The following is a 24,185-nucleotide window of genomic DNA, read 5'->3' as shown; positions in this document are numbered from 1 at the left end:
TGTGCTTGTTTTTTGAACGATATATTTTTACAAAATAAGACAAATCAATGACATGCATGATGCTGATTTTTATGATGAATTGATGGGGTAACAAGATAAGTGGCATATTTTGCGCATGATACACGACGCCAGATATTTACCCTGTCGCGTTATGCGGGTATCTTACGCCGCTGCTTAAAGGAGAATGCTATGTCCGCCCAGAAACCGGGGTTGCATCCGCGCAACCGTCATCACAGCCGCTACGATCTTGCCACGCTTTGTCAGGTCAATTCTGAACTCAGGCAATTCCTCACGCTTACACCTGCCGGGGAGCAAAGCGTAGACTTTGCCAATCCGCTGGCGGTGAAGGCGCTCAATAAGGCGTTGCTGGCCCATTTTTACGCCGTAGCGAACTGGGATATCCCGGACGGTTTTCTCTGCCCGCCAGTGCCAGGTCGGGCAGATTACATTCATCACCTTGCCGATTTACTGGCTGAAGCAAGCGGAACAATTCCAGCTAATGCCAGCATTCTGGATATCGGCGTTGGTGCGAACTGTATTTACCCGCTGATTGGCGTACATGAATATGGCTGGCGTTTTACCGGTAGTGAAACCAGCAGCCAGGCGTTAAGCAGCGCGCAGGCGATCATCAGCGCTAATCCGGGGCTTAATCGCGCCATTCGTCTGCGTCGGCAAAAAGAGAGCGGGGCGATTTTTAACGGTATTATCCACAAAAACGAGCAATACGACGCGACCTTGTGTAACCCGCCATTCCACGATTCCGCCGCTGCGGCACGGGCGGGTAGTGAGCGTAAACGGCGTAATCTGGGGCTGAACAAAGACGATGCATTGAACTTTGGTGGTCAGCAACAGGAGTTGTGGTGTGAAGGCGGTGAAGTGGCTTTTATCAAAAAGATGATTGAAGAGAGCAAAGGCTTCGCGAAGCAGGTGATGTGGTTTACCTCACTGGTATCTCGTGGCGAAAACTTACCGCCGTTGTATCGTGCTCTGACGGACGTGGGCGCGGTGAAAGTGGTTAAAAAAGAGATGGCCCAGGGGCAAAAGCAGAGTCGCTTTATTGCCTGGACCTTTATGAACGACGAGCAGCGCCGCCGTTTTGTCAATCGCCAGCGTTAAAGCGTTGGTTCCCCCGGCGGCAACGGTTCAGCCGGGGTCGCGCCCGGAGCAGGCAGCACCTGATAAGTCTGCACTGGCGCGCGAACGCCCGCCAGGTCGAAATGTTTTTTCACCTGGCTGTCGAGGGCAAAGCGTACCGTCCACTGTTTGAGTGGCAGCGTGGTGAACGAAACACGCAGTGTAAACGCGGTATTGCTTAAGCCGACAATCCCGGCAAAATTCGGTTCACCAATAATCAGCCCGCGAATTTCTTCGTTTTCCATTAATTCCGCTACCGCATCTTTCAGTGCCTGATTGGCTTTATCAGCATCTTCATGGCGATCAACATCGTAATTTGCCACTACCGAACCAATGCCGCGGACAAAGTTAGCAAAGGTGGTAATCGAAGACCACGGAATGATGTGATACGCCCCGGTATCCTGGCGTACGCCCACGGAGCGAATCGACATCCGTTCCACAGTGCCGGTCAGCGGCCCGATAGTCACCAAATCTCCAGTGTTCATGCCGTTTTCAAACTGAATAAATACCCCGGTGATAATATCTTTCACCAGCGTTTGCGAACCAAAAGAGATAGCCAGCCCCAATGCACCAGCACCTGCCAGCAATGGCGCGATATTAACGCCGATTTCTGACAACACAATCATGATGGTGATGGTACTGATAATCACCGCCAGCGCGTTGCGAAACAGCGTCAGCAGAGTACGCGTGCGGGCGCTCGGTAGCGGGCGGCCATGAATATCCGAAGCCAGCCGGTTTTCGATCAAACTGGCGAGCACCGTCCAGCCAACCGCCGAGAAGAAAAGGATGAGTGCGATACGGATCAGGATATCTACGGTTTTCTGCCCCGCGCCGTTTTGCAGCCAGTTCCAGAAATCGAACAATCCCCATGCGCTCAACAGCAACATCACCGCCACGCAGACGGTCAGAATACGCGCCGTTTTCAGTGCCGCCGACAGCCAGCCGTTCAGCCGTTTTTGCAGTTCCGGATAATTACGCTGAGTATGTGGCGAGAGAGTGATGGTTTTCGCCAGCCAGCGGGAAAACATACCGGAAACAAACGCGGCGATACCAATAATCGCCAGGCTGCGTACCGTTGCACCCATCATAAATTTCAGGCTGTTGCCCGGATCGAACAACGAAAAGAAAAACAGCACGATAAAATAGGCGCTTGCCAACCAGTGCCACACCAGCGCAAAAGCGCGAATAAACAGGCTGAAAAAGGCCAGCGAATGCTCCGCGAAGTTGAGCAAATGCTGGGTAATCTCTTTTTTATTACGAAAGATCAGGTACAACGCCCAGACCGTCATGCACAGCATAATGATGACGTTCGCCAGCGCACCTATCTGTACATTCACCTGATTAGAGATAATCGGCACTGCCACAATCAGACCATACCCAATCAGGCTGCTTAACCAGCTCAGGCGACGACTCCAGTAACGGGCGCTTTCGTCCTGAATCGTGAACGGGCGCAGCTCCGCCACGTTGGGGCAAAAAATCAGGCGTAGTACGGCTTTGAAAAATTCAATCAGGGCAAAGGCGTTGAGAAACAAACTTTGTTGGAAAGCGATGGTGCGACTGCCCGCATTCAGGTTATCGCTTAAAACCTGACCGACAAATAATGTCAGTGCCAGTAACAGCAGGTCGATAATAAACGCCCCGATAATCATCGCCGGAAGCTGCAACCAGTTACTGCGCTCACGATTTTTTTGCCGCGCCCACTGGCCCATTTTGCGATACAGCGGAAGTGCGCACAGGCGAATCAGCCAGTAAAAACCAAACACTAATACCGCTAACATTGAAAAATGGGTCAACGCATTGCTGAAGGTTTGTGGATTAAACGGCTTATGCGGGGAGCCGGTGATATTGCGATAAAGTTGTCCGAAGCGGGCGGAAAGGGCTTCACCATAATGGCGGCTGACTTCGGTGACTTTTTGCAGCACAGTTTGCTCTTCAACCAGCGTCGGCGGCACGATCTTCGGTACGGGTTCCGCAGGGGGCGTCGCGGCGACGGTGCGCAACTGGTCGATCAACTCTTTACGCGAGGTGTCATTATCCAGCACATCCGCCAGTGCGCCATAGGCCGCTTTTTTTTGTTCGATATCCGGTTCCGGGGCCGGTTCAGTCGTTGAGTCCGTTGTCGTTGTGGTTGTAACGCCCGGTATGGATACCGCGTGGGCAGGTGCGCCCAGCAGGCAGAAGAGGATGAACAGGATCCACCGCATGACTCCTCCAGTGAGAAAACAGAGCAAAAAGATAAGTATAGATGCTGGGGGAGGGGCGATTTTAAATGAGAGGAATCTGGTGTGCCTCCCTTTCGGGGGAAAGGGAGGCTGAGAAGTTAAGAGACGTGCTGCAAAAATTCCTGCAAGCGCTGGCTCGGCGGGTTCTTGATCAACACCTGCGGGTCGCCATCTTCCGCAATCCGGCCTTTGTCGATAAAGATCAGGCGCGAAGCGACTTTCTCGGCAAAACCGATTTCGTGGGTCACGATCACCATCGTCATCCCTTCTTCAGCCAGATCCTGCATAACCTTCAGCACTTCATGGCGCAGTTCCGGGTCAAGAGCGGAAGTCGGTTCATCAAACAGTATCATTTTCGGCTTCACCGCCAGCGCGCGGGCGATCGCCACACGCTGCTGTTGACCACCAGAAAGTTCGGAAGGGTAGTGATGTGCACGTTCTGCCAGACCGACTTTCGCAAGCAGCTCACGCGCCAGTTTTTCCGCCTCTTCTTTGTTCGCGCCACGCACGCGTAGCGGACCAAACATCACGTTTTCCAGCGCCGTCAGATGCGGGAAGAGGTAAAACTGCTGGAACACCATACCCGCTTCCTGGCGAATCAGGCGCTCGTCAACTTTCGGATCGTTAACCTTCAGGCCATCGACAATCAGATCGCCGGAGGTGATTTCTTCCAGTTTGTTGATGCAACGCAGCAGGGTAGATTTACCGGAACCGGACGGCCCGATAATCACCACGACTTCGCCCTGGGCAATGTTCAAATCGATATTGTGCAGCACCTGGGTTGGACCAAAATGCTTGGAGACGTTTTTAAATTCAATCACAGGATTTTCATCCTTCTTTCCAGACGACGCAGAATAAAGCTCAGCACCAGGGTAATAATCAGATAGAACACCGCCACGGCGCTCCAGATCTCAAGGGCGCGGAAGTTACCGGCAATAATTTCTTGCCCCTGACGGGTCAGTTCCGCCACGCCGATAACAATAAACAGCGAGGTGTCTTTAATGCTGATGATCCACTGGTTACCCAGCGGCGGCAGCATACGACGCAGTGCCAGCGGTAAAATGACGTAGCGAATGGTTTCCCAACGTGAAAGACCGAGCGCCAGTCCTGCTTCACGAAAACCTTTGTGAATAGACAGCACCGCACCACGCGTGATTTCTGCAATGTACGCGCCGGAGTTGATCATGATGGTGACCACCGCCGCAGTAAACGGGTCGATGCGTAAGTCGTTAAACGCCATCGGCAGGGCAAAGTAGATAAACATCACCTGGACGACGATAGGTGTGCCGCGGATCACTTCAATAAAGACCAGCGCGACGTGGTTGGCTATCCAACCACCGAAGGTGCGTGCAAAACCTGCCAGCAATCCGATCACCAGGCCGCCAGCCAGACCGAGGACCGAAATCCACAGGGTCATTTTGGCACCTTCAATCAGAAGCGGAATGGCAGGCCAGATGGCACTCCAGTCAAACTGCATATGTTGTTCCTGTTACCGTGGTGTAAATAATCAAATTCAGGGTAATTAATGGCCCCGGAGCGGGTTTGCGCCCCTCACCCTAATCCTCTCCCCAGAGGGGAGAGGGAACTGCCAGTGCGCTTTACAGGCGTAGCATTATTATTTCGGTTCAGTACCGAACCATTTTTTGTAGATTTCGTTGTAAGTTCCGTTCTCGCGCAGGGTTTTCAATGCGCCGTTGACTTTGTCACGCAGCTCGTCGCTACCTTTCGGGAACGCAATACCGTATTGCTGTGCTTCCAGAGAGTCACCTACCGCTTTGAACTGACCGTTACCGGCGGTTTTGATGAAGTACAGAATGTTTGGCGTATCGTGCAGAACGGCATCTGCGCGGTTGGTGCCCAGTTCCATATAGGCGTTATCGATGTTCGGGAACTGACGCAGATCTTTAGTTTTGATGTTTGCTTTCGCGTAATCAACGGAGCCAGTGCCGCTCTTCACAGCAACCACTTTCCCGTCGAGATCTTTCACGCTTTTCACATCGTTATTGTTAGCTTTCACCATCACTAACAGGCCGCTTTTGTAGTAGCCGTCAGAAAAATCGATCGCTTTTTTACGCTCGTCGGTAATGGTGATGCCCGCCAGCGCCAGATCGACGTTTTTGGTTTGCAGTGCCGGAATGATCCCACTGAAATCCATCGGCTTCAGTTCGTAATCCAGCTTCAGCTCTTTAGCGATGGCAGCCCACAGATCAACGTCAAAGCCCACGTATTTATCGCCCTGTTTAAATTCAAACGGAACGAAGGCGGTATCCGTCGCGACAACTAATTTTTTATCCGCGGCATGAGAAGAAACCGCAAAAGCCAGGGTCAGTGCAGCCAGTGAAACTTTTAATACAGACTTCATAGCATTTCCTTTTTTCTATCCACGGGACGATCCCCTGCGTGACATTCACATATATGAAAAAATCGTGCCAGTTTTGCAACTCATTGATTTATCGAGATGCGGTAAAAACGTGATGCACGATTTATAGGGCAATACCCTGAAGATGCACCATTCTGGGGCACCAAACTGGTGCGCTAAAATTGTGCACTCAACACAGTGATTATTTAGCGTAAAACCTGATGAAAAAACAATCTTTATGTAACGATTGTGTGATGATGTGGATACAAAAAATTTACTTAATCAGCTGGAGATAGCAGATGGATGCACTAAATAAGTGCGTTGAGGTGGGCTGCAAAACAAAACGGCCTCCTGTCAGGAAGCCGCTTTTATCGGGTACTAAAGTTCTCCACCATCAGCGATGGATTTATTCGATGTTAGACTCGATAAACCACAGGAATTTATCCAGGTCGCGAGACGCGGCGGTCAGGATATCTGCGGTGTCGTCATCTTTCGCTTCACCAATCGCTTTGCGTACGTCATTAGCGACGATTGCGTAACGGTCAGCCAGTTCTTTCAGGTGATCCTGAACGTTGTGGATGTCCAGCGGGTAACTTTTCAGCGGGGTTTTGCTGTTGATAACTTGAGTGGTCCCCAGAGCTACACCGCCCAGCTGCACTGCACGTTCTGCCATGGTATCCAGATGATCGATCAGTGCGGTGCGGAAGCCATCCAGCATTTCATGTACGGCAATGAAGTTAGCGCCGCGCATGTTCCAGTGCGCTTGTTTGGTAATCAAAGAAAGATCAATAAACTGGATAACCTGGCGATTCAGCAACTCTACTGTTGCTTTTTTCTCGCTGTCAGAGACATCGTTGCGGGTATAAAGCAGATTGGTCGCTTTTGATTTAACTAATTTAGCGGTACTCATAATTTCATATCCTCTTGATGTTATGTCCCAGTAATTAACGAGACTAAGTATAGCACCGGCTATGTGTTCCGCTATTCTGGCTGTTCCTATCACACTAATAGTGGTAACAAGCGTGAAAAACAAAACTAATAAAAATTCAATGAGTTAGATATATTGATAAGAACAATTCTTATTTATTGGCTCGCCAGGAATTTTCGGAATAAATATGCTTTTGCATAATTCGATATATAAAGACGGTGTGGAGGAAAAGTAGCGAGAAATTCTGCATGGTTATGCATAACCATGCAGAAATGTAAATTTAATTAATGTCTAATTCTTTTATTTTGCTCTCTTTGCGTACTGTCAGCGTAGAACCCATTGAAGCGGCGATGATAGCGCCGAGCGCCAGCAGCTGTATGGGTGTCAGTGTTTCTCCGAGGAAAATCATCCCGGAAACGGCAGCCAGCGCCGGTTCCATGCTCATCAGCGTACCAAATGTCCGTGTTGGCAAACGGGTGAGAGCAATCATTTCCAGCGAATAAGGTAGAGCGGTCGAGAGAATAGCGACCGCCAGACCCAATGGAATAACCGACCAGTGCCAGAGTGCTTCACCAGCCTGAAGCGCTCCAATTGGCACGAAAATTAACGCTGCAATCAACGAACCAATTGCCACCGTCGCAGGGCCATGTTCCGCTCCTGCGCGTTGCCCACTTAAAATGTAAATAGCCCAACAAGCCCCTGCTCCCAGTGCCAGCGCACAGCCGGTTAAATCGACATGGGAAACGTCTTGCCCCAGCGGTAGCAGGAACCACAGACCAAGAACCGCCAGCACAACCCAGACGAAATCTACCGGGCGACGAGAAGAGAACAGCGCCACCGCCAGTGGTCCGGTGAACTCCAGCGCCACCGCAATACCCAGCGGTACTGTCTGAATAGAAAGATAAAAAAGATAATTCATCCCACCCAGCGAAACGCCGTAAAACAACAGCGGTAACCGCTGCTCTTTGGCAAAGCGCAGTCGCCATGGCTTAAAGAACGCGATGAGGATCAGCGTTCCTAATGCCAGACGCAGCGCAGTGACACCCGGTGCGCCCACCAGAGGAAAAAGTGACTTAGCTAACGAGGCTCCACCCTGAATAGACGCCATGGCAACGAGCAATATGACTATTGGTAACCAGACCGGCATTTTACGTAATGAACCAGGCATCCTTTCTCCCACAAATATCTAAACCTAAGTAAAGCGTGGAGTGTACTGGATATACCCAATGCTGGTTGAGCATTTGTTGAAAAAATTTTCCCCCGTTTTGACTAAAATGCGCCAGGATTGATGGAATCATTAGTCTGGTGATTAGGAATAATCTGGATGAATGACAGGGAATACATGCGTAATACTTACGCAGTTCTCTGAAAAAGTGATTTAAATTTAGATGGATAGCGGTGTATGGAAACGTTCTGTTACATGAAATGGCCCGTTAGACATCATAAATCGCGAAGAGTTTCCCATTAATTTTTGATATATTTAAAACTTAGGACTTATTTGAATCACATTTGAGGTGGTTATGAAAAAAATTGCATGTCTTTCAGCACTGGCCGCAGTTCTGGCTTTCACCGCAGGTACTTCCGTAGCTGCGACTTCTACCGTAACTGGCGGTTACGCACAGAGCGACGCTCAGGGCCAAATGAACAAAATGGGCGGTTTCAACCTGAAATACCGCTATGAAGAAGACAACAGCCCGCTGGGTGTGATCGGTTCTTTCACTTACACCGAGAAAAGCCGTACTGCAAGCTCTGGTGACTACAACAAAAACCAGTACTACGGCATCACTGCTGGTCCGGCTTACCGCATTAACGACTGGGCAAGCATCTACGGTGTAGTGGGTGTGGGTTATGGTAAATTCCAGACCACTGAATACCCGACCTACAAACACGACACCAGCGACTACGGTTTCTCCTACGGTGCAGGTCTGCAGTTTAACCCGATGGAAAACGTTGCTCTGGACTTCTCTTACGAGCAGAGCCGTATTCGTAGCGTTGACGTAGGCACCTGGATTGCCGGTGTTGGTTACCGCTTCTAATCACTTCGGTGATATAAAAAATCCGCCTCTCGGGGCGGATTTTTGTTTTTAAGGTTTCGGGTCGAAAATATCGGTTGCGAGATGGTTGTAATCTACCTTCTGTAACTGGAAGTTGGTGATGTATATCGGCCCGGCTTTCTTCTCAGATATAAACGGGTATTTGATGTTAATTTCCTTCGCTTTAATTCCCGTCCACTGCGAGAAAAAGCCTAAAAAGTCATTGGCTGAACGGCGGGCTTTAATCACCCGATGCGCTTTATCGTCGCTCGAAATGACCATAAAAGGCACCTGGAAATTTTGCTGATACTTATCATCATGGGCAAGGTATTGCACGTCTTTGCCGCGTTCTTTAAAGGCCAGACCGTGGTCCGCAAAGTAAACCAGCGAGAAGCTGCTGCCGCTATTGCGTAACTGGTCGTACAGCTTACGCAACAAATCGTCCGTTTGTGTCATGGTATAGAGATAGCATGACGTTTCTTTCGATTGCACAAAGGTTTCGTATTTGCCTTGTGTCCGGTCGCAGGCCTGCGGATGTGAGCCCATCAGATGTAAAACAATCAGTTGCGGTTGCGAGTGTTCTTGCGCCAGCACTTGAGCGGTCATATCCAGTAACGCTTCGTCTTTCGTGTTTTTATCTGCTTCAAAATTACCGTCTTTCAGGAAATACACTTCATCTGCCCGTTTGGCGATGCTGGCGATGGCGGTATCGTATTCTCCGATTTGGCCCTGATTGGAAAACCACCACGTCTGAAAGCCCGCGCGATTTGCCAGGGTGACAAAGTTATCCTGAAACTGTGGTTTGCCATCGACTACGCGATTGAGTGTTAAGCCAAGCGATTTCTGCGTGGAGCCACTGGCAGCAATGTAGTCAGCAAAAAGCAAACCGTTAACGCTGCTGGCAAACGGGGTATTATCCCAGTGACCGCCAAAGGCACCGAGGGCATCGCGACGCGCACTTTCACCGATCACCACCACATAGGTCTGATATTTCGGCTTAACGGCAGTGACCGTCCAGGTATCTTTCATTCCGGAAAGTTTTGCCATCCGTTCTTGCTCTTCAATCACCTCGTTATTATTGACGATGACATCCTTAGCAAAACGAAATACCGGATAGCCAGTATCTTTCAGTTTAAATACGCCGCCCCAGGCCAGGTTTTGCATGGGAGCAACAAAAAATGTCGCCACACTGAATACCAGACACAGGCTGTCGAAGGTATTCCAGCGCGCTTTTTCGCTCTCTTTTTTCCGCCTGATTGCTATTACGCCGAGTGCAAAAATAAATAAGCCGACCAGGTAGCTATACCACGGAAAAATCGTCAGGATTTCGGTCGACTCTTCCATATTGGTGGAGTGCAATGCCAGCAATGTATTGAAGTTAGGCGCGCCGTAGGCCTGAGCAAAAGGGAAATAACAAGCTGCCACCAGCGAACTGACACCGACCAGAACTTTTTGTACGCGAGGCAATGTTCGCCATAGCAAAAGCAAAATAGCCGTAAATGCGGCGGTGTATAGCAAACTGAAGGGGTAACCTAAGCCGAGGTTAATTAATAGCGACTGTAAAAAGTAGAACGCAGTCCACGGGCTAAATACCCGGCTACGGGTAACAAGCGATTCTTTGAGGGTTAAATTCATATGCCACTATCGTAACAAACGCCATGTGCTTACCCTGGCGTCAAGGGTCAATACCTGCAAGAGTGCGTGAAGAGGGGAAAAGGGTCCGCATCCGCGAGCCGCAATATACGCAGGGCTGCAAGAAGATAGAGCGAGCAGCCGTTAAGGTCAACTACTGACGAACAAATCTTTTGCGAAGGGGATTGCAAATCCGACAAAAAGTGGGGTTTTCAGGCCAAACACGTTATACCTGTATGAAAACAAGAGTGAGGCGGCGTACCGCGACGCCGCTATTTATCGGAAGGTTTATCTTGCTGCGGTTTGTGGTTGACCATATCGCACAACATAGAGAGCAGCATTAACCGTACTTTAAAGGGAGAATGACTAAACACGCGCATACACCTCTTGAACTCATTCATAAGACCTCCTGACTTGCTAATCCCGTCGATCCTTGAGGGATGATTGCATTACATACAGATATAGCACAGGCTATATTATATAGCTATTGCTAAAACGTTAATTTTTTGTACCTTCGCAACTCTGGTTTACAATGTGCGCACGAAATGAGAACGCTATGTATGCGTCACCATAATGAGGAAGCACAATGAGTCGTCGCGCAGGTACGCCAACAGCAAAAAAAGTGACGCAGTTAGTGAACGTGGAAGAGCACGTTGAAGGGTTCCGCCAGGTCAGAGAGGCGCATCGGCGCGAGCTTATTGATGATTACGTTGAGCTGATTTCTGACTTGATCAGGGAAGTGGGGGAAGCTCGTCAGGTGGACATGGCTGCTCGTCTGGGCGTTTCGCAACCGACGGTGGCTAAAATGCTTAAGCGACTGGCAACCATGGGGCTGATTGAAATGATCCCCTGGCGTGGCGTGTTTTTAACGGCAGAAGGAGAGAAGCTGGCGCAGGAAAGCCGCGAGCGACATCAGATAGTCGAAAATTTCTTGTTGGTGTTGGGCGTCAGCCCGGAAATCGCTCGTCGCGACGCGGAAGGCATGGAGCACCATGTCAGTGAAGAGACGCTGGATGCCTTTCGTTTGTTTACCCAGAAACACGGTGCCAAATGAGCCTGCCTTTTTTACGCACGCTGCAAGGCGATCGCTTTTTTCAGTTATTAATTCTTGTTGGCATCGGATTAAGTTTTTTCGTTCCCTTTGCACCGAAATCCTGGCTTGCTGCTATCGACTGGCACACCATCATCACCTTAAGCGGTCTGATGCTGCTGACCAAAGGTGTGGAGTTAAGCGGTTATTTTGATGTGCTGGGGCGCAAAATGGTGCGCCGCTTTGCTACGGAGCGACGGCTGGCGATGTTTATGGTGCTGGCGGCGGCGCTACTTTCTACCTTTCTGACCAACGATGTCGCGCTGTTTATTGTTGTTCCGCTGACAATCACACTAAAAAGACTGTGTGAGATCCCGGTTAATCGACTGATTATTTTTGAGGCGCTGGCAGTCAATGCGGGTTCGCTACTGACGCCGATTGGCAACCCGCAAAATATTCTTATCTGGGGTCGTTCTGGTCTTTCGTTTGCCGGGTTTATTGCCCAAATGGCACCGCTGGCTGGCGCAATGATGCTGACACTCCTGCTACTGTGCTGGTGTTGTTTCCCTGGAAAGGCGCTGCAATATCATACGGGGGCGCAAACACCTGAGTGGAAACCGCGGCTGGTGTGGAGTTGTCTGGGGCTGTATATCGTCTTTCTGACGGCGCTGGAGTTAAAACAAGAGCTGTGGGGACTGGTGATTGTAGCGGCGGGCTTTGCGCTGCTGGCTCGTCGCGTGGTGATCAGCGTGGACTGGACTCTGCTGCTGGTATTTATGGCGATGTTTATCGACGTCCATTTACTGACCCAACTGCCAGCTTTGCATGGGGTGTTAAGTAACGTGAGTCATTTATCCGAACCCGGATTATGGTTAACGGCGATTGGTTTATCGCAGGTGATCAGTAACGTGCCGAGCACGATTTTGCTGCTCAATTATGTGCCACCGTCTTTATTACTGGCATGGGCGGTAAACGTGGGTGGCTTTGGTTTATTACCCGGATCGCTGGCAAATTTGATTGCGTTACGGATGGCAAACGATCGCCGTATCTGGTGGCGTTTCCATCTCTATTCAATACCGATGCTGTTGTGGGCGGCGCTGGTGGGATACGTTTTATTCGTTATGCTCCCGGCCTGGTAGGGTCTGGCAAATAAAAAAGGCGGATGATGAGTCCGCCTCTGTTTTACGTTTTGACGATTAATTCAGACGAACCGGCATCCCGGAACGATTTTTGATCGCTTCATCCAGAACAACCTGGTCAACATCTGGCTGACCGGTCACTGTCTGCACGCTCTTGGTCAGGGTAATTGGCACAATTTCCTGACCTTCAAACTGGGCTTCGGTGGTAGACAGCGGGTTATGGACTTCAATATAACGGCTGCCGTCAGGCTCGGTGGTCGCTTTTACCGGCTCATCAATAAACTGTACGCGAGTACCGACCGGTACTTTCTCGAACAGGAATTTGATGTCTTCGTTACGTAGACGCACACAGCCATGACTTACACGCAGACCGATACCGAAGTTGGCGTTGGTGCCATGGATAGCGTACAGGCGACCGATGTAGAGTGCATACAGCCCCATCGGGTTATCCGGACCTGCCGGAACGACAGCCGGAAGCGGTTCGCCCGCAGCGCGGTACTCTGCGTGCATTTTGGCGGTCGGCGTCCAGGTAGGGCCTGCTTTTTTACGCTCAACTTTGGTGGTCCAGTTGATAGGCGTGTCTTTGCCTAACTGACCAATGCCGATGGGCAGCACGATAACGGTGTTGCTGCCTTTCGGATAGTAATAGAGACGCATCTCTGCGCTGTTAATGACAATGCCTTCATGAACGGTATCCGGCAGGATCAGCTGCTGCGGAATGTTCAGTACAGTACCGCCTTTCGGCAGGAAGGTATCCACACCCGGGTTAGCTTCCATCATGTTGGAAAGACCCATCTGGTACTCGGCGGCAAAATACTCCAGCGGCTGAGTGTTACCTTCAGGAATGGTGATCACCTGATTCTGACCAACCAGGCGACTCCCGTCGGTTGGCAGAGGATAAGTTACCGCAGAGGCGGTACTGCAAAAGCCGACAACAGCGAAGGCCGCTGCGAATAATGTTTTCAATTTCATATTCATGTTAAGCGAGATTTAGTGCCTGGCAGGCCATTGGGTTGAGAATATTAGAGTATTGGAAGCGCATTATAAGTTCATTCCAGCTCACAGTGAAATCAGATGTGTACGAAATCACATTTTTTGCCTTTGGGAAGAGTGTAGACCTTAAGCGGGGGACGGGATCTTCTTTCAGACTTATGGCATAATATGCGGTTTGTCATATCTCTTTTCAGGATACGCCTGTGTTAGTTTCCAGTAACGTCACCATGCAGTTCGGCAGTAAGCCGTTGTTTGAAAACATTTCCGTCAAGTTTGGCGGCGGCAACCGTTACGGCCTGATTGGCGCGAACGGTAGTGGTAAATCCACCTTTATGAAGATCCTCGGCGGCGACTTAGAGCCGACGCTGGGTAACGTTTCCCTCGATCCCAACGAGCGCATTGGTAAATTGCGTCAGGATCAGTTTGCCTTTGAAGAGTTCACCGTGCTGGATACGGTGATCATGGGGCATAAAGAGTTGTGGGAAGTGAAGCAGGAGCGCGACCGCATCTATGCTTTGCCGGAAATGAGTGAAGAAGACGGCTATAAAGTGGCCGATCTGGAAGTGAAATACGGCGAAATGGACGGTTACTCTGCGGAAGCTCGCGCCGGTGAACTGTTGCTTGGCGTGGGAATTCCAGTGGAACAACACTACGGCCCGATGAGTGAAGTTGCTCCTGGCTGGAAGCTGCGTGTGCTGCTGGCGCAGGCGCTGTTTGCTGATCCGGACATTCTCCTGCTCGACGAACCGACCAACAACCTCGACATCGACACCATTCGTTGGCTGGAACAGGTGCTGAACGAGCGTGACAGCACCATGATCATCATCTCGCACGACCGTCACTTCCTTAACATGGTTTGTACCCACATGGCGGATCTGGATTACGGTGAACTGCGCGTTTATCCGGGCAACTACGATGAGTACATGACGGCGGCGACTCAGGCGCGTGAACGTCTGCTGGCTGATAACGCCAAGAAGAAAGCGCAGATTGCTGAGTTGCAATCTTTCGTTAGCCGCTTTAGTGCCAACGCCTCGAAATCTCGCCAGGCAACTTCGCGCGCACGCCAGATTGATAAAATCAAACTTGAAGAGGTGAAAGCCTCCAGCCGTCAGAACCCGTTCATCCGTTTTGAACAGGATAAGAAACTGTTCCGTAACGCGCTGGAAGTGGAAGGTCTGACCAAAGGGTTTGATAACGGTCCCCTGTTTAAAAATCTCAACCTGCTGCTGGAAGTGGGTGAAAAACTGGCGGTACTGGGTACCAACGGCGTCGGTAAATCAACGCTGCTGAAAACGCTGGTGGGCGATCTGCAACCGGACAGCGGCACCGTAAAATGGTCTGAAAACGCGCGCATTGGTTACTACGCCCAGGACCACGAATATGAGTTCGAAAATGATCTGACCGTATTCGAATGGATGAGTCAGTGGAAGCAGGAAGGCGATGACGAGCAGGCGGTACGCAGCATTCTCGGTCGTTTGCTGTTCAGCCAGGACGACATCAAAAAGCCAGCGAAAGTGCTTTCCGGTGGAGAAAAAGGGCGGATGCTGTTTGGTAAGTTAATGATGCAGAAGCCGAATATTCTGATCATGGACGAACCGACCAACCACCTGGATATGGAATCTATCGAGTCGCTGAACATGGCGCTGGAATTGTATCAGGGAACGCTGATCTTTGTTTCTCACGACCGTGAGTTTGTAAGCTCGCTGGCGACTCGCATTCTGGAAATCACCCCGGAACGCGTGATCGACTTTAGCGGTAATTACGAAGATTACCTGCGTAGTAAAGGGATCGAGTAAGTTATTATCAGTAGCCCTGATAGGGTCAGGGCTACTGAAACTGATGACAAATGCAAAATTGCCTGATGCGCTACGCTTATCAGGCCTGACAGTGTACCACAATATATTGAATTTTCAGGACTTTGTAGACCGGATAAGGCGTTAACGCCGCATCCGTCATGAACAAAGCGCACTTTGTCAGCAATCAGAGCAACACCGAACCTGCTTTCTTAACCTCACATCAATTCACTTCTACTAATCCATCACCTCTCAAACATCCATGCCCAGCGCGCGCTTACCGTGAATGTTCAGATCATCCAGCGTAAATCGGCCATCCCAGTTTGCTTCATAATCTTCTCGAGGGAAATCGCCCGGTGATGCCCCTTTTTCCAGTGCTTTCCTGACGTTATGCGCATAAGCCCGGTTTTTCTCACACATCGGCGCGGCAGGGATATACATCACATTCCCCCAGCCTTGTTGATTATTTACCGATGCGACGGAGTGGATCACGTCGCAGTGCCACCAGACGGAATCCCCCGCTGTAATAGCTGGAATGGAAGTGAGTGCTTTAATCAGTAGTGGATGCCATTTCTCTGAAATGGGCAGAACTTTGCCAGGAGCGACCCCACACAACTCATCGTCCGGTACGTCATCCAGCAGTGGGCGCAATAAAACATACGCCATCGCTTCCGGGATTGGCACCACATGCAATAATCCCTGTCCTGGTAACATATCGGAAAGCGCCGTCCAGCCTTGAAAAGTGCGGAACACCGAACATTTTGTGGTGTTATCCACCGTGTACTCTTCAACATCAGTACGGTATGCAGCATCCCACGGATCGTAATCGTCGACATTACCGTTGAAAACATGGGCAAAAACACGCTGATAAGCGGGTAATAACCAACGTTCCAGCGCCCCAGAATCAGTGTGTGCACCCAGACCTTTAGACGTCGTGCCTGGTGGGCGGCGGCGGATCCTGTCCGGATAGATCACGCTAATATCGGGATCAAACCACTGCCTGCCGTTGCTTTCAGACTTCCACAGGCGGTTAAGGAAAGATTGCACCGCCGCCATATTGTCACTTTGTCGCGCCTGCATTTGTGCCTGCGACCAGTAAATAGGGTAGATTTCAGGACGAGATGCCTCCAGCGATCCAAAGAAGCTGTCGCCGGGACCTTTATAAACATCATCAAAATGATTGGCATCAAGATAGTCAAGCATTGCGCGATCCCATGCCAGTGCCTGTTCGCGGGGGAAATGGCCTTTAATTACTGCACAGCCGCGACGTTTAATTTCATTGCGCGTGGCTTCACTCACTGTACCTGCTGCAACGTCGCTATATGGGACTTCCGGCCAAACCGGTAATCCTTGCCCTTTGAGGGCGTCTATTTCTGCTACACGTGCTTCGATTTTTGCAGAGAGTTTATCGAAGACCTGTTGTACATCGCCGATCTGTTGTCGCAGCTCCGTTTTCATCTTACGGATAGCCGTTTTCGCATCTGTTGGCAGTGTCTCATAGGTAAAAGTCATATCAACCTCACAACTTTCGTTCGAAAGTAAAAATAGTTATGATTGATACTTTAAGTTAAAAATAAGTTAACGCAAGATGAAAATCTTGAGTAAGTGCACAAAGTGAGCAAAAAAGAGAGATGCCGGAACGATAGCTCCGGCCGGGAAAAGGTTACTTATTGAAAGGAGCGGTGTTATCCAGCACCGCCTGAATCACATTCAGCGCGCCTTCATGATTATTATCATCGGTAGCGTAACGGGAGATTTGTTTAATGTTTTCCGCAGCATTGCCCATCGCAAAGGAATAACGCGCCATTTTCAGCATCTCCGCATCGTTACCGCTGTCGCCAATCGCTACCACATTTTGCGGTGACAGATCCCAGCGTTTCAGTAACCGCGAAATACCATTCGCTTTATGCAGGCCAGGAATAATCAGGTCGATAAAGCCAAAACCACTGGTAACCGGCTTCATAATGCCGTCGAGCGCAACGTGCAGTTTGTCGACGACCAAGGGGATCTGCTCATCTGGCAGGTTGAGCGAAAATTTAAACAGCACATCGTCAATCTCCTGATAATCTTTTACAGGTTTCAGGCGATGGTAGTGTTTTGCCATCAGTGCGACAAATGCTTCGGGGGCATTTTCGCTGACATATGCACTTTGCAGACCGCAGGCGACAAAATTGAGTTGCTTATCTTTTAGCAATTCGCCAATAACAATCCGCGATTCATGTCGGGTTAATTCGCCGTGGAACAACTGCTTGCCATGTTCGTAAACCAGTGCGCCGTTTTCCGCGACAAAAGAGATCTCATCCTTTAGCTCAGGAAAGAACGAAATAAGCTGGTAATACTGATTACCGCTGGCGACAACGAACTCAATGCCGCGCTTTTTAAGTTCCTGATACTGCGCCATAAAACGTGGTTGGTTGTACGTTTTGGCGTCGTTAAGAAAAGTACCGTCCATGTCTGTGACGATAACTTTTACGCTCATAGGTGTGCTCCTGGCTCGAAAATGAAACCGTAACAGTGTAATAACAATGTGACGCAGAGCACAAATTATATTTCGAATGAAAGTGAGAGCGGAATTGATGATGTGAATGATTTGGCCCGGCGACGACGCCGCCGGGCTGAGGGGATTACAGCATGTGTTCGGTACGGGCGATGATATCGTCCTGTGCGTCTGGAGAGAGCGCGGTGAAGAAGGCGGAATAACCCGCTACGCGTACCACCAGATCGCGGTATTGATCCGGATGTTTCTTCGCCTCCAGCAATGTTTCGCGGGAAACAATGTTGTACTGAATATGCCAGCCTTTATGCACCTCAAAGAAGGTACGTAGCAGGATCATCAGTTTCTGCTTGTCAGATTCGTTCTCCAGCGTTGCCGGATTCAGTTTCTGGTTGAGCAACACGCCGCCGAGAATCGCTGCCGTAGGCAGTTTACCCACCGAGCCAATGACCGCCGTTGGGCCGAGATGGTCAGTACCGGAGGCCGGACTAGCGCCTTCTGCCAGCGGGGTATGTGCTTTACGTCCGTCCGGCGTTGCCATAGTCTGCGCGCCAAACGGTACGTTAGCGGAGATAGACGATGTGCCCGCATAATAGTTGCCGCCAATCGGACCACGACCGTAGCGCGGGTTATGGTACTGCTTCAGTTCGTCGATATAGGTTTGATAAGCGCGAGCCAGCAGCGTATCGACAGTATCATCGTCGTTGCCGTACTTCGGCGCGCCGTTAATCAGCCGCTGACGCAACTGCTCGTGCGTCAGGCCGTCGAAGTCATCCGCCAGTGCGGCAGCCAGTTGTTGCTGACCAATCGCGCCCTGTTCAAACACCAGTTTCTTCACTGCCGCCAGGCTGTTGCCGAGGTTAGCAATGCCGACCTGCAGGCCAGAAACCCAGTCATACTTCGCGCCGCCTTGTTTAATGCTTTTCGCTCGCTCAATACAGTCATCCACCAGCGCCGAGCAGAGAATATCGTGCACGTTCTCTTCCAGCATGGTGTCGACGACATATTCGATTTCGATTGATTTACGGGTGTAGTAACGGATTTGCGTGTCCCACGCGTCCATCACTTCATCGAAGTTGTTGAAGTTACCCGCTGACAACGCTTTTTCTTGTGGCAGGAACACTTTGCCGCTGGTGGCATCACGACCGCCTTCCAGCGCCGCCAGCATCACGCGGGCGAAGTTGATAAAGCTCATCCCGGTGCAGCGATAGCCCCATTTGCCACCGACGGCGGTTTCGATACAACCAATCGCTGCGTAGTCGTAAGCGTCCTGCGGTTCAATACCGAGTTTAATAAATTCCGGGATGACAATTTCGTCGTTGTTGAACGCCGGCATCCCGAAGCCGCAGCGGATCACCTGCACACAGGCGTCGAGGAAATCGTTGCTCATTCCTGCATGGTAACGCACGCTGAGGTTAGGCTGAGTGGAACGCAGGCGACCGCAGGATTCGAGGATCGCGTAAGAGAGTGGATTCACCGCGTCCATTGGTTGACCATCAACCAGATTTTGCCCGCCAATGGTGACGTTCTGATACAGCGGACTTCCCGCAGAGGCTTTTGAGTGTGAGCCGGAGCGGATCTTGTTCACTTCCAGCAATTTTAACCAGCAGCTATGCAGCATCTCGATGGCGTGTTCGCGATCCAGCGTCTGGTTCAGTTCAACGTCGCGGCGATAGTACGGGTAGAGATACTGGTCCATACGACCAAACGATACCGAGTGACCGTTAGATTCAATCTGCAAAATCAACTGGATGAAGTAGCACAGTTGCAGCGCCTGCCAGAAAGTCTGCGGCGGCTGGTGGGCGATAAGGTCGCAGTTTTCGGCCATCGCCAGCAGTTCATCGCGACGGCTTTCGCGGGGTTCGGTAGCGGCCATTTCACGCGCCAGGGCAGCGAAACGTTCAATATGTTCACTGACCGCCACCAACACGATATCAATCGCTTTCAGGAACTGCTCGCCGTGCAGATCTTCCAGCACGGTCAGGTTAATACGCGAGCGGCGCTCCGCCACTTTCTCGCGCAGACCATCAAGCCCTTTTTCCAGCAACAGCGGGAAATTGACCGCCAGGTGCGCATCGCCGGAGGTCATATTACCTTCCGCTTTAATGATACCGGTCGCCAGCAGGCCTTTTTGCTCATCGGTAAACATGCCATAGCAGCGATCCTGTACGGTCTGACCGCGCCACCACGGGCACACTTCATGCAGAACGCGTTTGTTCTCTTCGCTCACCGCAAAACCTGCACCCGGACGATCCGCCAGATCATCAATCTCTTTTTCGATCCAGGAGACGGTATATTCCGGGAAGATCGGCGCGGCGCGAACTTCGCTTGCCTGGTTGCCGATGATCAACTCATCGTGCTTGATCCAAATAGTGCGATTCGCCAGGTGATGGGCCAGCGCCAGAGCGCGACGTACCGGGATCGGCTTATCGAGATGTTGTTGATACATCTCGGTATAGTGCTGCGCGCGCTCGGTACAGACCGGCGGTTTCACAATATTCACCAGTGCATTTTTGTGCGCTTTAATGCGGTCGCTGAGCGTGTCCAGTTTCAGTGTGGTCATGGTTGTTATCCTCGTAAGGTCGCGGTTAACCCTTTCTGGCAGGCATACTGCTGGGCAAAGTCGAGCAGTTCTGGCGCATCAAGCGGTTTTTCCGGGGCGTCATAGGGCAGATTAAGTAAGTGATATTTGTTAATGCCCAGCGTGTGGTAGGGCAGGAAATGAATTTCGCCGACGTGCAGCTCGTCGGCGGCAAAATCGGTAATGGCTTTCACAGAGGTTTCATCGGCATTAAAGCCCTGAATCAACGGCACGCGGATGATGATTTTTTTCCCCGCCGCTGCGAGTTTTTTCAGGTTATCCAGCACTCTGGCGGCGTTACCGTCGGTCCACTGTTTAAACGGCACGTCGGCAACGTGTTTTAAATCGGCAAGAAACAGATCGATATACGGCAGAGAAGGGGCGATGTATTTCCACGGCACATGCAGACAGGTTTCTACCGCAGTATGAATACCGGCTTCGTGGCTGGTTTGCAGTAGCCCCATCGCCATTTCCGGCTGCATAAACGGCTCACCACCGGAAAGCGTTAAGCCGCCGCCGCTGCGATCGTAAAACGGTTTGTCGCGCAGAACGGTCGCCATGATCTCCTCAACGCTTTTCACTTCACCACACACGGTTAACGCCTGTGTCGGGCAGCAGTCGGTTAACGCCGTCAGATGCTCCGGGGTTAACTTTTCCCGATGAATAAGCAAACCATTCAGCGCGCGCTCAATCACTTCCGGCGCGGTCTTAGCGCACAGCTCGCAGCCTTCCAGACACAGACGTGCGTCATACAGAAGATCCTGCGTGCGGGCGCGGCTTTCTGGGTTCTGACACCAGCGGCAGCCCAGTGAACAGCCTTTAAGAAAAACGACCGTGCGGATACCGGGGCCGTCATGGGTCGAGTAGCGCTGAATATTGAAAATCATAGTTGCCTCTCTGTTTCGTTCAAACATTAAAATACTTTCGAATGAAAGTTTGATTGATGTGCGTCAACTGTTCAGAGAGTTTTCCCGTGATAGTCTACATTCAGACAAAAAGTACATTTTGAGGATGGTTATGGAACTGTATCTGGATACTTCAGACGTTGTTGCGGTGAAGGCGCTGTCACGTATTTTTCCGCTGGCGGGTGTGACGACTAACCCAAGTATTATCGCTGCGGGTAAAAAACCGCTGGAGGTGGTACTTCCGGAGCTTCACGAAGCGATGGGCGGTCAGGGGCGTCTGTTTGCCCAGGTGATGGCTACCACTGCCGAAGGGATGGTGAATGATGCACGTAAACTGCGTTCTATCATTGCGGATATCGTGGTGAAAGTCCCGGTGACTGCCGAGGGGCTGGCTGCTATTAAAATGTTAAAAGCAGAAGGGATTCCGACGCTGGGTACGGCAGTGTATGGCGCGGCACAAGGGCTGCTGTCGGCGCTGGCAGGTGCGGAGTACGTTGCACCTTACGTCAACCGAATAGATGCTCAGGGCGGTAGCGGTATTCAAACTGTGACCGATTTACACCAGTTATTGAAAATGCATGCGCCGCAGGCGAAAGTGTTAGCCGCGAGTTTTAAAACCCCGCGTCAGGCGCTGGACTGCTTACTGGCAGGATGTGAATCAATCACGCTGCCACTGGATGTGGCGCAGCAGATGATTAGCTATCCGGCAGTTGATGCCGCTGTGGCGAAGTTTGAGCAGGACTGGCAGGGAGCGTTTGGCAGAACGTCGATTTAACCGGACGTTCTGCATCCTCATAAATTGCTGGTGACGTGGCGGAGTGCACCGATGCTTGCCGCGTCTTATCAGACCTGGAGGTGGCAATTACTGCCCGCACACCTCGCACCCCGGATTACGCATCAGTTTCATTTCGCGAAACTGGCAAGTCATCGCATCGTACATAATGATTTTGCCGCTGGCAGGTTTGCCATAACCTGCCAGCAGTTTGATCGCTTCCATTGCCTGCAACGAACCAATTACGCCGATCAACGGTGCCATCACGCCTGCTTCTACGCAGGTTAACGCGTTCTCGCCAAACAAACGGCTAAGGCAGCGGTAGCAAGGCTCGCCGTCCTGATAAGTGAAGACCGTGATTTGACCTTCCATGCGAATTGCCGCGCCGGAAACCAGCGGCACCTTCGCGGCAAAACAGCCTGCGTTCAGTTGATTGCGTACCGCAACGTTATCCGTGCAGTCGAGCACCAGATTGTGTTCAGCAATCAACGCAGCAAGCTCCGCGTCATCAAGCAACGCATTTACCGGCGTAATCGCGATATGTGGATTGATCCGCGCCAGTGCGTCTCGGGCGGATTCCACCTTCGGTTGCCCGACCGTGGCATCACTATGCAGTGTCTGGCGTTGCAGATTTGAAAGCGAAACCGCGTCGAAGTCGAGCAGCGTCAGGTTGCCGACACCGGCGCTTGCCAGATATTGCGAGGCCGCGCAGCCGAGCCCACCCAGCCCGACGACCAGCACGCGAGAATCTTTTAATGCTTCCTGACCGTCAAAATCAAAACCACGCAGAATGATTTGCCGGTTGTAGCGCAGCATCTCCTGATCGCTGAGTTCTGCCATTACAGGCCTCCGAACAACGCGTTAAACGGTTCTACTTCCACCCATTCGCCCGCTTCTACATTGCCGCGCTCGCGTTCCAGTACGATAAAGCAGTTGCCGAGGCTAAAGGAGCTAAATATATGTGAGCCCTGATGCCCGGTGGTGGTGACTTCCAGCTCGCCGTCGGCGTTGCGTTGCAGCACACCGCGTTGGAAATCAAGGCGACCAGGCGTTTTCTTGAGGCGAGAAGCCGTGCGTACGCGCTGACGCACTGGCAGGCCGCTGGCGGTGTTGCCGCTCAATTTTGCCAGTAACGGCTGTACCAGTTGATAGAAGGTCAGCGTTGCTGAAACCGGATTACCCGGCAGGCCGCAGAACCAGCTATTACTGAGTTTACCGAACGCGAACGGTTTACCCGGTTTGATCGCCAGCTTCCAGAAGGCGATTTCGCCCAACTCTTCGAGAATGGTTTTGGTGTAATCCGCTTCACCAACCGATACACCGCCGGAACTGATCACCACATCTGCCTGGCTATCAGCTTCAATAAATGCGGCGCGCAGGGCATGGGGATCGTCGCGGATAATCCCTAAGTTGATTACCTCGCATCCCAGCTGTTCTAACATCAGGTGTACGGCGAGACGGTTGGTATCGTAGATTTGGCCGTCGCCCAGCGGCTGGCCTGGCAACTGGAGTTCATCACCGGTAGAAAACAGCGCTACACGCACTTTACGAATCACCGGAACTTCGGCAATCCCCAGTGAAGCAATTACTGGCAGCTCTGCGGTAGTCAGGCGTGTTCCCGCTGGGAAAACAACCGCACCCGCAGAGATATCTTCACCGCGACGGCGAATATTTTGCCCGCTACGCACTTCAGCAGTAAAACGCACGCCAGCGTCAGTCTGTTCGGTCTGTTCCTGCATCACCACCGCTTCGCAGCCTTCCGGCACCGGCGCACCGGTCATAATACGAATGCAGGTACCCGCAGGCCATTCACCATGGTACGGCTGACCGGCAAAGGATTTACCGGCAACGGGCAGCGGTTGCCCGGAGGCGATATCGGCTAAACGCACCGCGTAGCCGTCCATAGCGGAGTTATCAAACCCCGGGACATCCAGTGGCGAAACGACATCGCTCGCCAGAATACGACCAAAACACTGTACCAGTGGCAGCGTTTCCTGGGCGGTCAGTGGGGTAACGCGAGAAAGCATCTCATTAAGCGCGGTGTCGAGCGACATCAATCCGGTGGTAAATTCCATGAAAACACTCCTGCGGAGGCAAAATCGAATTTGCCTATTATGTCAGAAAAACGCCACAGACTGTATGCCACCTCGGGCGTAGCGCTGGCTCCTGC

General features: G+C 51.3%; 22 protein-coding genes. 7 read left to right on the top strand and 15 right to left on the bottom strand.

Translation table 11 applies throughout. The annotated features are described in order from the left end of the window. Positions 1 to 189 precede the first annotated feature (189 nt). Positions 190 to 1,116 (top strand): 23S rRNA (adenine(1618)-N(6))-methyltransferase RlmF, encoded by a 927-nt coding sequence (gene rlmF / locus FQ015_RS18210; RefSeq protein WP_039021130.1) that lies wholly within the window; start codon positions 190 to 192, stop codon positions 1,114 to 1,116. On the opposite strand, the gene ybiO is transcribed toward rlmF, so the two are convergent. The 6 genes from ybiO to rhtA form a co-directional block, all read right to left on the bottom strand. Then, positions 1,113 to 3,338, bottom strand: a complete 2,226-nt coding sequence (gene ybiO, locus FQ015_RS18205; protein ID WP_001267253.1) for a mechanosensitive channel protein — start codon at positions 3,336 to 3,338, stop codon at positions 1,113 to 1,115. The genes rlmF and ybiO overlap by 4 nt on opposite strands. Before the next feature lie 116 nt (positions 3,339 to 3,454). Further along, positions 3,455 to 4,177 (bottom strand): glutamine ABC transporter ATP-binding protein GlnQ, encoded by a 723-nt coding sequence (gene glnQ, locus FQ015_RS18200; RefSeq protein WP_000569077.1) that lies wholly within the window; start codon positions 4,175 to 4,177, stop codon positions 3,455 to 3,457. Further along, positions 4,174 to 4,833: a glutamine ABC transporter permease GlnP gene (gene glnP, locus FQ015_RS18195; protein WP_001159065.1), complete on the bottom strand. Its 660-nt coding sequence runs from the start codon at positions 4,831 to 4,833 to the stop codon at positions 4,174 to 4,176. The genes glnQ and glnP overlap by 4 nt, the downstream gene beginning before the upstream one ends. Before the next feature lie 138 nt (positions 4,834 to 4,971). Continuing rightward, positions 4,972 to 5,718: a glutamine ABC transporter substrate-binding protein GlnH gene (gene glnH, locus FQ015_RS18190; RefSeq protein ID WP_000843866.1), complete on the bottom strand. Its 747-nt coding sequence runs from the start codon at positions 5,716 to 5,718 to the stop codon at positions 4,972 to 4,974. Positions 5,719 to 6,121: 403 nt separating this feature from the next. After that, on the bottom strand, positions 6,122 to 6,625 hold the full coding sequence (gene dps / locus FQ015_RS18185; RefSeq protein ID WP_000100800.1) for a DNA starvation/stationary phase protection protein Dps: 504 nt from the start codon (positions 6,623 to 6,625) through the stop codon (positions 6,122 to 6,124). Positions 6,626 to 6,923: 298 nt separating this feature from the next. After that, positions 6,924 to 7,811, bottom strand: a complete 888-nt coding sequence (gene rhtA / locus FQ015_RS18180; RefSeq protein ID WP_001295297.1) for a threonine/homoserine exporter RhtA — start codon at positions 7,809 to 7,811, stop codon at positions 6,924 to 6,926. A 234-nt stretch (positions 7,812 to 8,045) separates the two neighbouring features. Here rhtA and FQ015_RS18175 point away from each other — a divergent pair, with 234 nt between their 5' ends. Next, the gene (locus FQ015_RS18175; RefSeq protein WP_120795379.1) at positions 8,046 to 8,111 is read left to right on the top strand and encodes a protein YliM; all 66 of its coding nucleotides are present in this window, start codon (positions 8,046 to 8,048) and stop codon (positions 8,109 to 8,111) included. Positions 8,112 to 8,163: 52 nt separating this feature from the next. Next, positions 8,164 to 8,679: an outer membrane protein OmpX gene (ompX, locus tag FQ015_RS18170; RefSeq protein WP_001295296.1), complete on the top strand. Its 516-nt coding sequence runs from the start codon at positions 8,164 to 8,166 to the stop codon at positions 8,677 to 8,679. A gap of 48 nt (positions 8,680 to 8,727) precedes the next feature. Here the strand turns inward: ompX and opgE are convergent, their stop codons facing one another. Together opgE and mntS are read right to left on the bottom strand one after the other, a co-directional pair. After that, positions 8,728 to 10,311, bottom strand: a complete 1,584-nt coding sequence (opgE, locus tag FQ015_RS18165; RefSeq protein WP_039021129.1) for a phosphoethanolamine transferase — start codon at positions 10,309 to 10,311, stop codon at positions 8,728 to 8,730. Positions 10,312 to 10,580: 269 nt separating this feature from the next. After that, the gene (mntS, locus tag FQ015_RS18160; protein WP_039021128.1) at positions 10,581 to 10,709 is read right to left on the bottom strand and encodes a manganase accumulation protein MntS; all 129 of its coding nucleotides are present in this window, start codon (positions 10,707 to 10,709) and stop codon (positions 10,581 to 10,583) included. A 185-nt stretch (positions 10,710 to 10,894) separates the two neighbouring features. Here mntS and mntR point away from each other — a divergent pair, with 185 nt between their 5' ends. After that, positions 10,895 to 11,362 (top strand): manganese-binding transcriptional regulator MntR, encoded by a 468-nt coding sequence (gene mntR / locus FQ015_RS18155; RefSeq protein WP_000091016.1) that lies wholly within the window; start codon positions 10,895 to 10,897, stop codon positions 11,360 to 11,362. Beyond that, positions 11,359 to 12,477: an anion transporter gene (locus tag FQ015_RS18150; RefSeq protein WP_039021127.1), complete on the top strand. Its 1,119-nt coding sequence runs from the start codon at positions 11,359 to 11,361 to the stop codon at positions 12,475 to 12,477. The genes mntR and FQ015_RS18150 overlap by 4 nt, the downstream gene beginning before the upstream one ends. A gap of 57 nt (positions 12,478 to 12,534) precedes the next feature. Here FQ015_RS18150 and ldtB read toward each other — a convergent pair whose 3' ends face one another. Further along, on the bottom strand, positions 12,535 to 13,455 hold the full coding sequence (ldtB, locus tag FQ015_RS18145; protein WP_001056376.1) for a L,D-transpeptidase: 921 nt from the start codon (positions 13,453 to 13,455) through the stop codon (positions 12,535 to 12,537). A 218-nt stretch (positions 13,456 to 13,673) separates the two neighbouring features. Between ldtB and FQ015_RS18140 the strand changes: the two genes are divergently transcribed. After that, on the top strand, positions 13,674 to 15,266 hold the full coding sequence (locus tag FQ015_RS18140; protein ID WP_000961458.1) for an ABC-F family ATPase: 1,593 nt from the start codon (positions 13,674 to 13,676) through the stop codon (positions 15,264 to 15,266). 249 nt (positions 15,267 to 15,515) lie between these two features. Here FQ015_RS18140 and FQ015_RS18135 read toward each other — a convergent pair whose 3' ends face one another. From FQ015_RS18135 to FQ015_RS18120, 4 genes are all read right to left on the bottom strand, one after another. Next, complete coding sequence (locus tag FQ015_RS18135; RefSeq protein ID WP_160524341.1) at positions 15,516 to 16,775, bottom strand: DUF1479 domain-containing protein; 1,260 nt, start codon at positions 16,773 to 16,775, stop codon at positions 15,516 to 15,518. Between the two features lie 151 nt (positions 16,776 to 16,926). Then, positions 16,927 to 17,742: a sugar-phosphatase YbiV gene (ybiV, locus tag FQ015_RS18130; protein WP_039020430.1), complete on the bottom strand. Its 816-nt coding sequence runs from the start codon at positions 17,740 to 17,742 to the stop codon at positions 16,927 to 16,929. A gap of 145 nt (positions 17,743 to 17,887) precedes the next feature. Next, complete coding sequence (locus tag FQ015_RS18125; protein ID WP_000209386.1) at positions 17,888 to 20,320, bottom strand: glycyl radical protein; 2,433 nt, start codon at positions 20,318 to 20,320, stop codon at positions 17,888 to 17,890. Between the two features lie 5 nt (positions 20,321 to 20,325). Further along, complete coding sequence (locus FQ015_RS18120; protein WP_039020431.1) at positions 20,326 to 21,225, bottom strand: glycyl-radical enzyme activating protein; 900 nt, start codon at positions 21,223 to 21,225, stop codon at positions 20,326 to 20,328. 130 nt (positions 21,226 to 21,355) lie between these two features. Between FQ015_RS18120 and fsa the strand changes: the two genes are divergently transcribed. Beyond that, positions 21,356 to 22,018: a fructose-6-phosphate aldolase gene (gene fsa / locus FQ015_RS18115; protein WP_001305948.1), complete on the top strand. Its 663-nt coding sequence runs from the start codon at positions 21,356 to 21,358 to the stop codon at positions 22,016 to 22,018. Positions 22,019 to 22,105: 87 nt separating this feature from the next. Here fsa and moeB read toward each other — a convergent pair whose 3' ends face one another. Continuing rightward, the gene (moeB, locus tag FQ015_RS18110) at positions 22,106 to 22,855 is read right to left on the bottom strand and encodes a molybdopterin-synthase adenylyltransferase MoeB (RefSeq protein WP_039020432.1); all 750 of its coding nucleotides are present in this window, start codon (positions 22,853 to 22,855) and stop codon (positions 22,106 to 22,108) included. Continuing rightward, positions 22,855 to 24,090: a molybdopterin molybdotransferase MoeA gene (gene moeA, locus FQ015_RS18105; RefSeq protein WP_039020433.1), complete on the bottom strand. Its 1,236-nt coding sequence runs from the start codon at positions 24,088 to 24,090 to the stop codon at positions 22,855 to 22,857. Before moeA ends, moeB begins: the two co-directional genes overlap by 1 nt. Positions 24,091 to 24,185 lie beyond the last annotated feature (95 nt).

This window comes from Escherichia sp. HH26CH (assembly GCF_009820205.1).
Lineage (GTDB): Bacteria > Pseudomonadota > Gammaproteobacteria > Enterobacterales > Enterobacteriaceae > Escherichia > Escherichia coli_F.
This window is presented reverse-complemented; position numbering and strand designations above follow the sequence as displayed.

Coding starts and splice junctions, on each gene's coding strand:
- FQ015_RS18150 (WP_039021127.1), top strand. CDS start 11,359: ATGAGCCTGCCTTTTTTACGCACGCTGCAAGGCGATCGCTTTTTTCAG.
- ompX (WP_001295296.1), top strand. CDS start 8,164: ATGAAAAAAATTGCATGTCTTTCAGCACTGGCCGCAGTTCTGGCTTTC.
- ldtB (WP_001056376.1), bottom strand. CDS start 13,455: ATGAATATGAAATTGAAAACATTATTCGCAGCGGCCTTCGCTGTTGTC.
- FQ015_RS18125 (WP_000209386.1), bottom strand. CDS start 20,320: ATGACCACACTGAAACTGGACACGCTCAGCGACCGCATTAAAGCGCAC.
- dps (WP_000100800.1), bottom strand. CDS start 6,625: ATGAGTACCGCTAAATTAGTTAAATCAAAAGCGACCAATCTGCTTTAT.
- moeA (WP_039020433.1), bottom strand. CDS start 24,090: ATGGAATTTACCACCGGATTGATGTCGCTCGACACCGCGCTTAATGAG.
- mntS (WP_039021128.1), bottom strand. CDS start 10,709: ATGAATGAGTTCAAGAGGTGTATGCGCGTGTTTAGTCATTCTCCCTTT.
- ybiV (WP_039020430.1), bottom strand. CDS start 17,742: ATGAGCGTAAAAGTTATCGTCACAGACATGGACGGTACTTTTCTTAAC.
- ybiO (WP_001267253.1), bottom strand. CDS start 3,338: ATGCGGTGGATCCTGTTCATCCTCTTCTGCCTGCTGGGCGCACCTGCC.
- rhtA (WP_001295297.1), bottom strand. CDS start 7,811: ATGCCTGGTTCATTACGTAAAATGCCGGTCTGGTTACCAATAGTCATA.
- glnP (WP_001159065.1), bottom strand. CDS start 4,833: ATGCAGTTTGACTGGAGTGCCATCTGGCCTGCCATTCCGCTTCTGATT.
- FQ015_RS18135 (WP_160524341.1), bottom strand. CDS start 16,775: ATGACTTTTACCTATGAGACACTGCCAACAGATGCGAAAACGGCTATC.
- rlmF (WP_039021130.1), top strand. CDS start 190: ATGTCCGCCCAGAAACCGGGGTTGCATCCGCGCAACCGTCATCACAGC.
- fsa (WP_001305948.1), top strand. CDS start 21,356: ATGGAACTGTATCTGGATACTTCAGACGTTGTTGCGGTGAAGGCGCTG.
- moeB (WP_039020432.1), bottom strand. CDS start 22,855: ATGGCAGAACTCAGCGATCAGGAGATGCTGCGCTACAACCGGCAAATC.
- opgE (WP_039021129.1), bottom strand. CDS start 10,311: ATGAATTTAACCCTCAAAGAATCGCTTGTTACCCGTAGCCGGGTATTT.
- FQ015_RS18120 (WP_039020431.1), bottom strand. CDS start 21,225: ATGATTTTCAATATTCAGCGCTACTCGACCCATGACGGCCCCGGTATC.
- glnH (WP_000843866.1), bottom strand. CDS start 5,718: ATGAAGTCTGTATTAAAAGTTTCACTGGCTGCACTGACCCTGGCTTTT.
- mntR (WP_000091016.1), top strand. CDS start 10,895: ATGAGTCGTCGCGCAGGTACGCCAACAGCAAAAAAAGTGACGCAGTTA.